14 protein-coding genes are annotated in these 11,303 nt (G+C 61.8%); 9 read left to right on the forward strand and 5 right to left on the reverse strand.

What is annotated here, in order from left to right:
* Positions 1–163 precede the first annotated feature (163 nt).
* Positions 164–592: a flagellar assembly protein FliX gene (locus RJ527_13210; protein ID WND74998.1), complete on the forward strand. Its 429-nt coding sequence runs from the start codon at positions 164–166 to the stop codon at positions 590–592.
* Between the two features lie 162 nt (positions 593–754).
* Positions 755–1,171 (forward strand): RNA polymerase-binding protein DksA, encoded by a 417-nt coding sequence (dksA, locus tag RJ527_13215; protein ID WND74999.1) that lies wholly within the window; start codon positions 755–757, stop codon positions 1,169–1,171.
* Between the two features lie 106 nt (positions 1,172–1,277).
* On the opposite strand, the gene rnk is transcribed toward dksA, so the two are convergent.
* The 5 genes from rnk to flgF all read right to left on the reverse strand — a co-directional run bounded on the left by rnk (position 1,278) and on the right by flgF (position 5,733).
* Positions 1,278–1,691: a nucleoside diphosphate kinase regulator gene (gene rnk, locus RJ527_13220; GenBank protein WND75000.1), complete on the reverse strand. Its 414-nt coding sequence runs from the start codon at positions 1,689–1,691 to the stop codon at positions 1,278–1,280.
* Positions 1,692–2,101: 410 nt separating this feature from the next.
* Positions 2,102–2,875 carry a flagellar basal body L-ring protein FlgH gene (gene flgH / locus RJ527_13225; protein WND75001.1) on the reverse strand — a complete coding sequence of 258 codons (774 nt, stop codon included), beginning with the start codon at positions 2,873–2,875 and terminating at the stop codon, positions 2,102–2,104.
* 52 nt (positions 2,876–2,927) lie between these two features.
* Positions 2,928–3,953 (reverse strand): flagellar basal body P-ring formation chaperone FlgA, encoded by a 1,026-nt coding sequence (gene flgA / locus RJ527_13230; GenBank protein WND75002.1) that lies wholly within the window; start codon positions 3,951–3,953, stop codon positions 2,928–2,930.
* 88 nt (positions 3,954–4,041) lie between these two features.
* Positions 4,042–4,827 carry a flagellar basal-body rod protein FlgG gene (flgG, locus tag RJ527_13235; GenBank protein WND75003.1) on the reverse strand — a complete coding sequence of 262 codons (786 nt, stop codon included), beginning with the start codon at positions 4,825–4,827 and terminating at the stop codon, positions 4,042–4,044.
* A gap of 168 nt (positions 4,828–4,995) precedes the next feature.
* Complete coding sequence (gene flgF, locus RJ527_13240) at positions 4,996–5,733, reverse strand: flagellar basal-body rod protein FlgF (protein ID WND75004.1); 738 nt, start codon at positions 5,731–5,733, stop codon at positions 4,996–4,998.
* Between the two features lie 408 nt (positions 5,734–6,141).
* On the opposite strand from flgF, the gene RJ527_13245 reads away from it, so the two are divergent.
* The 7 genes from RJ527_13245 to RJ527_13275 all read left to right on the forward strand — a co-directional run bounded on the left by RJ527_13245 (position 6,142) and on the right by RJ527_13275 (position 11,297).
* Positions 6,142–6,696: a flagellar basal body-associated FliL family protein gene (locus tag RJ527_13245; protein WND75005.1), complete on the forward strand. Its 555-nt coding sequence runs from the start codon at positions 6,142–6,144 to the stop codon at positions 6,694–6,696.
* Between the two features lie 27 nt (positions 6,697–6,723).
* Positions 6,724–7,872: a flagellar motor switch protein FliM gene (gene fliM, locus RJ527_13250; protein WND75006.1), complete on the forward strand. Its 1,149-nt coding sequence runs from the start codon at positions 6,724–6,726 to the stop codon at positions 7,870–7,872.
* Positions 7,873–7,997: 125 nt separating this feature from the next.
* Positions 7,998–8,528, forward strand: a complete 531-nt coding sequence (locus RJ527_13255; GenBank protein ID WND75007.1) for a DUF6468 domain-containing protein — start codon at positions 7,998–8,000, stop codon at positions 8,526–8,528.
* A 73-nt stretch (positions 8,529–8,601) separates the two neighbouring features.
* A complete protein-coding gene (locus RJ527_13260; protein WND75008.1) occupies positions 8,602–9,342 on the forward strand; it encodes a hypothetical protein in 741 nt (246 codons plus the stop codon).
* 127 nt (positions 9,343–9,469) lie between these two features.
* Positions 9,470–9,856: a response regulator gene (locus tag RJ527_13265; protein ID WND75009.1), complete on the forward strand. Its 387-nt coding sequence runs from the start codon at positions 9,470–9,472 to the stop codon at positions 9,854–9,856.
* 10 nt (positions 9,857–9,866) lie between these two features.
* The gene (locus RJ527_13270; protein WND75010.1) at positions 9,867–10,532 is read left to right on the forward strand and encodes a protein phosphatase CheZ; all 666 of its coding nucleotides are present in this window, start codon (positions 9,867–9,869) and stop codon (positions 10,530–10,532) included.
* 69 nt (positions 10,533–10,601) lie between these two features.
* Positions 10,602–11,297, forward strand: a complete 696-nt coding sequence (locus RJ527_13275) for a hypothetical protein (protein WND75011.1) — start codon at positions 10,602–10,604, stop codon at positions 11,295–11,297.
* Positions 11,298–11,303 lie beyond the last annotated feature (6 nt).

The following is an 11,303-nucleotide window of genomic DNA, read 5'->3' on the forward strand; positions in this document are numbered from 1 at the left end:
GGGCTATGGGCTGGCATTTTGCCGTTTCATGGGCCAGACTGTGTGACGCGCGGGCGGATGGCTGGTGCGGGTATTCCGGAAATTCCGAAAAATTAACCGCCCGGCAATAAAGGGCGCGCCATACTGCGGGGCCGCGGTCGGTGTCGCGGGGAAAGGTCAGGCAATGAAGGTTTCCAATATCGGTCCCGCCAAGGGCGTCGACAAGACGAAGCGCAAATCCGGCGCGTCGTCGTCGGATGCCTTTGCCGATGATCTGCGCGCGGCCACCGCCGACACGGCGGAGCAGGCGACGGGCACCATATCGGGTTCGGCCGTCGCCGGCGTTGACGCGGTGTTGGCCATGCAGGCGGCCGATGACGCGACCCAAGGCCGCTCCAAAGGCCTGTTGATGGCGCGCGGCGACCGGCTGCTTGACCGCCTCGGAGACCTTCAGATGGCGCTTTTGACGGGCAATCTGCCCAAGGAGAAGGTTATCGAATTGGCCCAGGCCTTGCGCGAAAAACGCCCGGCGACCGACGATGCGGGGCTGAACGCCCTGATCGATGAGATCGAGCTCCGCGCCGAGGTTGAACTGGCCAAGCTGACCCGATAAACCGGCCCGTCCGGGCACGGTCTTTTATTTCCCTGAAATCAATGGGTTTCCTGTTCCCAGGCCGGAATAAATGATGGCTTGCCCTTGGGCGCTCCGGTCCGTATATTCCGCGCCCGTCGACAAACGGCAACCTGGCAGTTAACCGGGGGAGACGACTAAGAAATGACGATTACTGTTCCGCCAGATTATAATCCCAAGAAAGACAAGGATTTCATGAATCCTGTCATGCTGGAGTACTTCCGCCGGAAGCTCCTGAAATGGCGGGCCGAATTGCTCGAGGAATCCAACGAAACCCTGCAGTCCCTTCAAGAGGGCGGCATCATCGAGCCCGATATCGCCGACCGTGCGTCCATTGAAACGGAACGCGCGCTGGAACTGCGCACCCGTGACCGCGCCCGCAAGCTGATCTCCAAGATCGACGAGGCGCTGAAGCGCATCGAAGACGGCAGCTACGGTTATTGCGAGGAAACGGAAGAGCCGATCAGCGTCCAGCGCCTGGAAGCCCGGCCGATCGCGACCCTGAGCATCGAAGCCCAGGAACGCCACGAGCGCATGGAGCGCACGCACCGGGACGACTAAGTCCTCGGCAAAGGTTAAAGAGCCGCGCGAAAGGCCGATATGGCCGGGTTCGCGCGGCTTTTTCGTGTCCTGAGTTCGCCCACTGCCCCGGGTTGCAGGCCCGTCGTCAGGCGGGATTGTCGATCCCGTTCACGCTTTCGACCGCCAGCCTGTGGGGATGCCCGTTGCGTCCGGTCCAGTCGATCGACTGGCCGGCGGACAGACCGATCAGCGCCGCGCCGATGGGCGTGAGGATCGACACCTTGCCTGCCGAAATATCCGCCTCGTTGGGGAATACCAGGGTGATGGTTCGGTCTTCACCCGTGTCGGTGGTGAAGCGCAGGGTCGAGCCCATTCTGACGACATTTGCCTGAATTTGTTCGTCGGGCACGATTTCCGCCCGGTCGAGTTCGGCAAGAAGCTGGCTGGAAACGTCGGGGTTTCTGTCGCTCACCCCCTCGGCAAGTCCCCACAATCGGTCATGGTCGCTGCGGGCGATGGTAATCGGGGGCTTGGACTGTGTCGCGTTTTCGAAGGTCATTGCAGGATCCTCTGAAAAGGAAGCCGGCGCGCGGATGGGCGCGCCGAGCGCATTGCGTGTGATTTCTGAAAATGGCGGGTGTCGCGTCTGGATTGTGTCTGCCCCTTCCGCCGGGGCAAATGGTCAGGTCCCCACGGCTGGGGACGCGACGTCGCCGAGCCGGGGGCTAGCCTCCCGCGAGGGGATGCTGCCGGCGAAGAATGACGCAGAAGTGCATGACCGTGTTCATGGTAAAGGCCATAGGAAAACGGCGCGGGGAAGTCAAGGTGGATGGGCGGTGTGGCGCCGACCGATCAGCCGCGACAAAAAAAGAGGCCGGCGCTGGGCGCCGGCCTTTGAAGTTGATCCAGGTTCTTCATACGAACCTAGAACGGGAAACTTTTGTCCGTTCGGTGGAGATGCCGCTCCTTCTAGAACGGGAAGAGGATGTCCCAAAGTTGCATTCCCCAGCGGGGCTGCTGAAGTTCGCTCAGCGTTCCGCGCCCGCCGTAGGCGACCCGCATTTCTGCGATCTTTTCATGGGAAATCTTGTTGTCGGAATCGATGTCGGACGGCCGCACCACGCCGGTGACCATCAGTTCGCGCAGTTCCGAGTTCACCCGGAGTTCCTGGCGGCCCATGATGACCAGGTTGCCGTTGGGCAGAACCTGGGTGACGACGGCGGCGAAGGTCAGGCTGATTTCTTCCGACCGTTCGATGGAGCCGTCGCCTTCCGTGCCGTGAGTGTTGCCGAAGTTGGCGATGGATGCCGGGTTGACGCCGTCGGGCAGGTAGCGGGTGATCTCGCCCTCGAAGCCCAGCAAATTGGTGACCCGTGCCGCTTCGCTGTCGATGCGGTCGCGCTCCGTCTTGTTTTCCAAGGTCGCGCTGTCGCTCAGGGTCATCTGCACGGTCATGATGTCGCCGACCTGTTTGGCGCGCAGATCCTTGAAGAAGGCCCGCGCCCCCGCCCGCCACAACGAATTGGGGTTGCGTTCGGCGATCTTCGGCGCCGGCATGGGCATCGACACCGGCTTGTAGTCGGGCCGTCCCGTCGGGTTCTGGATCGGCGTGATCTTGGGTTCGTCGCCGACCTGTGACAGGCGGGTGAGGGTGTTGCACCCGGAGACCGTACCGGCCAGCAACGTGACCAAAGCCGTAGTCCGAAGCAGCTGACGCGAGAGGGAGATGATCGAGCCGTTCATGGGTTTTCTCCTAACTGCCCCTTAAGGAAAGGGGCGAATTCCTTTCGTGCCGTTACTGGCCGTTCTGCGCCAATTCGCGAATGCTGGTCATCGTCACCTTGGCTCGGCTGGGCCCCGTGATTTCACCTTCGAACACGGACTTGGAGCGTTTGTTGACGATCTGCACCACGTCGCCGAGAGCCCCCCGCTCAAGGGCCTTGCCTTGTGCGGTCAGGGACAGCGGGCCGTGGCTCAGGGTGACGGTCACCAGTGAGCCGCGCTCGACCAGGATCGGGCGTTCGACGTCGGATACGCGGATCACGTCGTCGGGCCGCAGGCCGCGCTTGACAGACATGCCGACCAGATCTTCCAGCTTGGTCACCGTGTCCGGCATGATGCGGTCGGCGCGGATGCGGATCCATTTCACGTCGCGTTCCGTGAGGATGTCGTTGCGCGCCATCACCTTCGATACGACGGGGATCTTGACGACCGGGTACAGACGCCCGGTCAGGCGCAGCCGTTCGCCGGCCGGGTCGCCCTTGGGGATGGAGACGACCGCCGCGAAGCGCTGGCTGCGCGGATCGTAGGTGATGTCGTCGACGCCGATGGTGGGGGTGGCGCTGCCGGCGATGTGGACGCGGGTCAGCTGCGTCGACAGGTCCAGTTCCGAGGCCGGGTCCGCACCCTTTTCAAACAGCGCCGCCATGATGGTGTCGACGATTTCGGCCCGCTCGATGACCTGGCTGACGCGTTCGACGACGACCTGCTGGCGGGCCGACAGCGGCCGCCAGTTCAGGCGGTAGGCCCGCGCCACCCGGTACAGCCAGCGGGCATCGAAGATGGCCCGCTCGCCAGGGGCGGGGGCATAGGCCACCGCGGCGTCGGCTTTCTCGCCGACGTTGATGAACAGGTCGCCCAGGTAGATCACCTTGTCATCGACGGTGATGGAGTCACGGAGCAACGGCGCGGTCATCTTTTCGCTCTGCTCCGCCGCGTCGGCGGGCGACGTTTTCTTGGCGGCGCCGGCGGCGGGCAGCGCGGCGACGGGCACCAGGGCTGCGGCCAAAGCGGCGGCGATGAACAGATTGCGGGCGGTCATGTCACTCTACCTTTCTGAGACCTTTCGGTCTTTTCAAAGTCTTGCGGACTTACGAAGCCGTTCTGGCTTTACTCAACGGGCGCGCCGGTTAGCGGAGCGAAGTCAGCGTTCCCAGCATTTCATCCGAGGTCTGGATGACCTTGGAGTTCATTTCGTAGGCGCGCTGGGCGGAGATCAGGTTGGAGATCTCTTCCACCGCGTTCACGTTCGAGGTTTCCAGGAAGCCCTGCAGAATGGTGCCGTAGCCTTCCGTTCCGGGGTTGCCGGTGGTCGCGCTGCCGGAGGCCGGGGTTTCCTTGTAGAGGTTGTTGCCGATGGCTTCCAAACCGGGTTCGTTCTGGAAATTCACGGTCTGGATCTGGCCGGCGTTGGAGAATTGCACCTGGCCTTCGATCTTCACCAGAACTTCGCCCGACGCGTTGATGGTCACGTCGATGGCGTCATCCTGCACCGTGATCGGCGGGTTCAGGAGATACCCGTCATGGGTCACGATTTGGCCGTTCTCGTTAAGTTGGAACGTGCCGTCACGGGTATAGGCGGTTTCGCCCGTGGGCAACTGGACCTGGAAGAAGCCCTTGCCCTGAATGGCCATGTCGAACGTGTTGTCGGTGGACGACAGGTTGCCCTGTTCGTGGATACGGTAGACGGCGGCCAATTTCACGCCGAGACCGAGCTGCACGCCCGTGGGCACGATGGCGCCATTGTCGGCCGAGGTCGATCCGACGCGGCGCAGATCCTGGTAAATCAGGTCCTGGAATTCCGTGCGCCGGCGTTTGAAGGCCGTGGTGTTCATGTTGGCGAGGTTGTTGGAGATGACCTCGACGTTTCGCTGTTGGGCAATCATGCCCGTCGAGCCGATATCAAGTGATCTCATTTTTCCCGTCCTTTCGCTTGCCGGTTGCGATTCCGGCGTGTTGCGTTGTGCGTTCTGTCGTGTCGTCGACGCGGCGCTTCAGCCGCACGTTTTGCTGTTCCGGCGTTCGGCCGGTGGTGGTCTTTCCGGGTCTTCGCCCGATCGATCCGTTCCCGTGGCGGCGCCGGTTTAAGCGTCGCGCGCCAGGCTTCTGATCATTTCCTTCTGGCGTTCGTCCTCGCGTTCGATGAAGGACTTCGCGCTTTCATAACTGCGGTGCAGTTCGATCATTTTGGCCATCTCCAGGATGGGCTCCACGTTGGAACCTTCCAGGGCGCCCTGGATCACGTCCGGGCTGGCGATGTCGATGGCCGGCGTCTCCGAGGAGAACAAGGCTCCCGACGTCTGCACCAGATCCTGCGGGTTTTCGAAGCGCACGATCCTGACCTTGCCAAGCTGGCCGTTCTCCGTCGAAATGGTTCCGTCGCGGCCGATATTGATTTCGGCGTCGTTGGGGCCGAGGGTCATCGGCTGGCCGCCGGTCGACAGCAGCGGATAGCCCTGCTGGTTGACGATCTGACCGCCCGTATCCAGTCGAAACTGGCCATTTCGCGTGTACAGTTCGTTGCCTTGCGGGTCGCGGACCACGAAGAAGCCTTCGTTGCGGATCGCCATGTCGAGCTGGTTGCCCGTGGTTTCGATGGCGCCGTCCGTGGTGTCGAGCCGGGTCGCCAGATCGCGTGCAAAGGTGAGTTTGGGGCTGATGAGCCGTTCGCCGCCTTTGCTTTTGACGATATGCTCAACGAACATCATCTGGCTGGATTTGTAGCCGTTGGTGCTCATGTTCGCCAAATTGTTGGCGACAACCTCGAGCTGCCGTTTGAGCGCGCCTTGGCGCGAAGCGGCAATGACCGCTGTGGTTTCCATCTGATTTTTCCCGTTCTATTCGTTCTCTTCCGGTGTGGCCCCTTTAGCGGGACCTTCATCCGGAAGGCAGTTCACGTATTTCCGCCAAACCTGTTGCAGCCGCCGTGCCAAGTTTAAAAATTCAATTATTTCAAATAGATAATGATATTTTTAGGGTCTGATGACTGGGAAAATCCGGATGCCTTTGGCAGCCTTTGCCGGGTATTTCTTGCCTAGAGCCGGCCGTTGCTGGCGGTGGCGGGACTTTGATACCATCAGGATCGGGGGCCGCATGCGGGTGCTCGGGCGGGTGCCCGGGCCGGGCGCGCCGGGCGCAGCGCCTTATTCCCGCTTCAACGACTTGTTAACGACCTGATTTTAAAGTGCCAAGACTTGGGATCAGGACGCTAGGAAACGGTTGCCCCGGATATGGCTGACGACGACGATCTGGAAAACGAAGAGGTCGGCGGCGCTGACGAAGACGCCGACGGCGAAGAGGGCGCTTCCGACGGTGCCTCCAAGAGCAAGAAGAAGCTCATCATCATCGTTGCGGTGCTGCTGCTTGTCGTGGGGGGGGCCGCGGCGGCGTTCTTCACGGGCTTGCTTGAGCCCCTGATTTCAATGATCACGGGCAAGGACAGTTCCTCCGCGGTCGCCTCGGGCGAGGCGCCGGAGGGTATCGGTCTGTTCCACGATCTGCCGGAGGTTCTGGTCAACCTGAACACGGCCGGCCGAAAATCCCAGTTTTTGAAGATGAAGGTGTCGCTCGAAGTGGCGAGTGAACAGGACAAACTGATCATCGATGCCGTGAAGGATCGCGTGATGGACAATTTCCAGGTCTATCTGCGTGAACTCAGGATCGAGGACTTGCAGGGTTCCGCCGGCATGTACCGCCTGCGCGAGGAGCTTCTGCGCCGGGTCCGGGCGGCGACGGCGCCGGCCCAGGTCAAGGACGTCCTGTTCAAGGAAATGCTGGTTCAGTAGACTTATGGTACGCAGGGGATGTGACGGATGACGAGCCCGGCTGACGATCAAGACGCAATGGCGGCCGAATGGGAAGCCGCAATGGGCGGCGACGGCGGTGGCGGCGGCGGCGGCGACGAGCAGGACGAGCTGGCCGCCGAATGGGAAGCCATGATGGGCGGCGACGGCGACGGTGCCTCGACCGATGTCGGCATGGCCGCGCCCGAAGCCACCCGCGTTCTTAACCAGGACGAAATCGACAGCCTCCTGGGATTTGACGACAGTCACGAGGAAGGCACCGAAAAGTCGGGCATCCAGGCCATTCTGTCGTCGGCCCTGGTGTCCTACGAACGTCTGCCGATGCTCGAGGTCGTGTTCGACCGTCTCGTGCGTCTGATGTCGACCAGCCTTCGTAACTTCACCTCGGACAACGTCGAAGTCTCCCTCGACAACATCGCCTCCATCCGCTTCGGCGATTACCTGAACTCCATCCCCCTGCCGGCCATGCTCAGCGTGTTCAAGGCCGAGGAATGGGACAACTTCGGCCTGATCACGGTCGATTCCTCGCTGATCTATTCCATTGTCGACGTGCTTTTGGGGGGGCGCCGCGGCACCGCCGCGATGCGCATCGAAGGCCGCCCCTACACGACCATCGAACGTTCCCTGGTCGAACGCATGATCCACGTCATGCTGACCGACCTGTCGGCCGCGTTCGAGCCGCTCAGCCCCGTGACCTTCCGCTTCGACCGTCTGGAAACCAACCCGCGCTTCGCGACGATTTCCCGACCGTCGAACGCCGCCATCGTGACGCGCCTGCGCATCGACATGGAAGACCGCGGCGGGCGCCTGGAACTGCTGCTGCCCTACGCCACCCTGGAGCCGGTCCGCGAACTGCTGCTGCAGATGTTCATGGGCGAAAAATTCGGCCGGGATTCGATCTGGGAAACCCACCTGGCGGAAGAATTGTGGATGACCGAGGTCGATCTGGAGGCGGTCATCGACCAGCAGGTCGTCAGCCTGCAGAAGGTGTTCGACCTCAAGGAAGGCTCGCAGATGATGCTGAACGCGACGCCGGACAGCCCCGTCATGCTGTCCTGCGGCAACGTGCCCCTTTATATCGGCCGCATGGGCCGCAAGGGGGGGCGCATCGCGGTGCGCATCGAAGACCGTATCGATCGCGCGCCCAAGACGTCCTGAGCGCGAATTTTTACGCCCGCGGTTAGCATTTCGTTCAGAACCTCGGGCATAGACTGGCCGCAGCGAACAACCCCGGTTCCCCCGTTTGCAACGGACCGTTACCCAGGGGATGGAGAGACAAGACCGTGACCTTTTCCTTTTCCTTGACGCTTGAAATCATTCTGGCCCTCCTGCTGGTGGTCATGATCTGGTATTCGGTGATCCTGAACCGGCGGCTGACCCGCTTCCGCGGCAACCGCGAGCAGATGGAAAAGCTGGCCGCCACCTTCAACGACGCGACGACCCGCGCGACGGCCAGCATCGGCGACCTGCGCATCGCCTCGGACGCGCTGCAGGATCAGTTGGCCAAGGCGGAAAGCCTGCGGGATGATCTGGTATTCCTGGTCGATCGCGGGACCATCGCCGCCGATCGCCTGGAAGAAAACGTGCGTATTGCCCGGGACGAATACGTGGGCGGTGGTGATGCCGAGACGGCGGACCCGCTCGAGGTCGTCGAGTCGGCCCGTCAGCAGCGTCCGGCACCCAAGGTCGCGGCGGCGCGCGGTGCGCGGAATACCGATGCCCGAGACCCCGCGCCGTCAGTCGGCGGCAAGAAAACCACGCCCCGCTCGGAAGCGGAACGCGCCTTGTTGAAAGCCATCCGCTCGGCCAACTAAGGCCGGGCACTGAATTGCCATCCTGAAAGGCCCCGGTTTGCGCGGGGCGGACATGGACCCGACGGACGCTTGAATGAACCCCTTTAGCAAATTCCGCTTTTTACCAGTGACGATCTTCGTGGCGTCGATGCTGTTGACCGTGAAAATCGGCGACATCTGGAACAGCGTGGACGGTCTGAAGAAGGATGCCATCCAGGTCGCGGGCGCGGCGGAAGCCCAGACGGAAACGCCGCCGGCCGCGGACCCGGCTGCGGCTCAGCCTGGTGCGACGCCCGCCGCCGCTGAACAGGCCGCCGTGCCGGGGGCGGGCGATCCGAACGCCGCCGCGGCTCCGCCGCCGGGTGATCCGACCGCCTCCAAGCTGATTACCGACGACCCGACGCTGCTGACGCCGCAGGAAATCGACCTGCTGCAAAACCTGGCCGACCGCCGGCGCGAGATCGAGGCCCGTGAACAGGAACTTCAAGTCCGTCAGGGCATGCTCGCCGCCGCCGAAGCCCGCATCGACCGCAAGATCGCCGAATTGAAGAACCTGCAATCGGAAATCGACGGCCGCATCAAGGTGTTCGACGAGCAGCAGGAAAAGAAAATGGAAAGCCTCGTCAAGATCTACGAGAACATGAAGCCCAAGGAGGCGGCGCGGATTTTCGAGGATCTTGAGATGGATACCCTGCTGGAAGTCGCCCAGCGCATGAAGGAACGCAAGCTGGCCCCCGTGATGGCCAAGATGAATCCGGAGAAGGCCCGTGAGGTGACGGTGCAGTTGCGCGACCTCCGGTCGCTGCCGCGCGAGGGTCTGGACCAGGGGCAGTAAGCCGTTTCCGCCCACTGACAACGGGCCTAGTGCCTTAAAAAGGCTTGCTCTACCCCCAGCCATGAATAAACTGCCGGTTACTGGGGCTATAATCATAAATTCCCATGCGCAAAGCACGGAGTAAAAGATGGCTGTCGACCTGAATATGAACGTCCTGATCGTGGATGATTACCAGACCATGCTCAGGATTCTGCGCAACCTGTTGCGCCAGTTGAATTTCAAGAACATTGATGAAGCATCCGACGGATCGGAAGCGCTCAAGAAGCTTCGGGCGAAGTCGTTCGGCTTGATCATCTCCGACTGGAACATGGAGCCCATGACCGGGATTCAACTGCTGCGCGAAGTCCGTGCGGATGAAAAGTTGAAGCACATCCCGTTCGTCATGATCACGGCGGAAAGCAAGTCTGAAAACGTGATCGCGGCCAAGGAAGCCGGTGTTTCCAACTACATCGTCAAGCCGTTCAACGCCGAAACGCTTAAAGGCAAGCTGATCAGCGTCCTTGGCGAGTTCTAAGGAGACCGTTATGGCAACAGACTCGGTCGATCCCGAGTTGGCCACACGTCTTCAGGAACTTGGAAGGGAACCTGGCGGCTCGGTCAAGGTCGAAGAGATTGCGGAAGTGGTGGAGGCGATCCTCACCACCATGCAAGGAGACCTGTCCGCCGTCGATGTCAGGCTCTACGAGGAACTGGAAAGCCTGTCGCGCTTCATTTCCGAAGCCAAATCCGACATCGCCGCTCTGCGTCCGGACGAGGTGAAGGATGAATTCCTTCCCAAGGCCGCCGATGAACTTGACGCCATCGTCGAAGCGACGGCGGAAGCGACCAACTCGATCATGGATGCCGTCGGCGAGATCGAGGAGGTGATGTCCAAACTCAAGGGCAAGAATTCCGAGCGTCTGATGGACGCGACCACCAAGATCTACGAAGCTTGCGGGTTTCAGGACATCACCGGCCAGCGCATCACCAAGGTGGTCGGCGCCCTGCAGCACATCGAGGAAAAGGTCGATGCGCTGCTCAACGCGTTCGGCGACGAGATCGCCAAGTACAAGGCGGCCAATCCGAAGGTCGAAGAGGCCCCGGCCGAGGAATCGCAGATAACCGACGAGGATCTTCTGCACGGCCCGCAGAAGAAAGAGGCGGCGATGTCGCAGGACGATATCGACGCCCTTCTGAACAGTTTCGACTGATCCCTTTCCCCGGCATTTACCGGGGTTTTGGTAAGGCCGTCTTTACCAGATTTCTGCTAGAATCCCGGCATGGCTGAACGTGATTTCCTTCCGCCGATACCGGATACCGCGCGCGGGCCCAATACGCCCGCGCTGTTCCTGTCGCTGTTCCTTCTGGTTCTGGCGTTTTTCATCCTGTTGGTGACCATTTCCACCCTGGAAGAGGTCAAGACCAAGTCGGTGATGGACAGCCTGACCTCGACCTTCACCTCGATCGTGCCGCCGTCCACGGACCCGACACGTTTCAAGTCCAAGGAAGGGGACCTGATCGCCGGACAGCAATACCAGGAAACCGTCACCGACATCTTCGCCGCCGCCTTGCAGGTGGCCCAGGTCAAGGTCGTCCACCCCGGTCGCCTGATGCAGGTCCAGATTCCCGCCAACACCCTGTTTGCCGAGGACGCGGCGGGCATTCTGCCGTCGCAGTTCGAACTTCTCGACCGCATCGCCGCCGCCGCCAGCGGGCGCCCGCCGGGCCTGCGCTTCGATCTGGAATTCATCATCGGATCGCGTGTCCGCGCCGATGGCGGCCTGCCTCAGTCACAGACCCTGGAACTGGCGCGGGCAGGGGCTTTCGCGCGGGAAATGGCGCAGCGCGGCCTGCCGCCGGATTCCATCGCCATCGGGATTGAGCCGGGCGACCCCAATGATGTCACAATGTGGTTCTACATCCGCCGCGAAGCGGAAACCCGGCTGCGCCTCGACGGCGACGACGGCGGGGAGTAGGGGACA

This window comes from Thalassospiraceae bacterium LMO-SO8, assembly GCA_031655335.1.
In the GTDB taxonomy this organism is placed as follows: domain Bacteria; phylum Pseudomonadota; class Alphaproteobacteria; order Rhodospirillales; family Casp-alpha2; genus UBA1479.

What these genes read in the sequence shown, in the direction of transcription:
- RJ527_13210 (WND74998.1), top strand. Translation starts at nt 164, where the DNA reads ATGAAGGTTTCCAATATCGGTCCCGCCAAGGGCGTCGACAAGACGAAG.
- dksA (WND74999.1), top strand. Translation starts at nt 755, where the DNA reads ATGACGATTACTGTTCCGCCAGATTATAATCCCAAGAAAGACAAGGAT.
- rnk (WND75000.1), bottom strand. Translation starts at nt 1,691, where the DNA reads ATGACCTTCGAAAACGCGACACAGTCCAAGCCCCCGATTACCATCGCC.
- flgH (WND75001.1), bottom strand. Translation starts at nt 2,875, where the DNA reads ATGAACGGCTCGATCATCTCCCTCTCGCGTCAGCTGCTTCGGACTACG.
- flgA (WND75002.1), bottom strand. Translation starts at nt 3,953, where the DNA reads ATGACCGCCCGCAATCTGTTCATCGCCGCCGCTTTGGCCGCAGCCCTG.
- flgG (WND75003.1), bottom strand. Translation starts at nt 4,827, where the DNA reads ATGAGATCACTTGATATCGGCTCGACGGGCATGATTGCCCAACAGCGA.
- flgF (WND75004.1), bottom strand. Translation starts at nt 5,733, where the DNA reads ATGGAAACCACAGCGGTCATTGCCGCTTCGCGCCAAGGCGCGCTCAAA.
- RJ527_13245 (WND75005.1), top strand. Translation starts at nt 6,142, where the DNA reads ATGGCTGACGACGACGATCTGGAAAACGAAGAGGTCGGCGGCGCTGAC.
- fliM (WND75006.1), top strand. Translation starts at nt 6,724, where the DNA reads ATGACGAGCCCGGCTGACGATCAAGACGCAATGGCGGCCGAATGGGAA.
- RJ527_13260 (WND75008.1), top strand. Translation starts at nt 8,602, where the DNA reads ATGAACCCCTTTAGCAAATTCCGCTTTTTACCAGTGACGATCTTCGTG.
- RJ527_13265 (WND75009.1), top strand. Translation starts at nt 9,470, where the DNA reads ATGGCTGTCGACCTGAATATGAACGTCCTGATCGTGGATGATTACCAG.
- RJ527_13270 (WND75010.1), top strand. Translation starts at nt 9,867, where the DNA reads ATGGCAACAGACTCGGTCGATCCCGAGTTGGCCACACGTCTTCAGGAA.
- RJ527_13275 (WND75011.1), top strand. Translation starts at nt 10,602, where the DNA reads ATGGCTGAACGTGATTTCCTTCCGCCGATACCGGATACCGCGCGCGGG.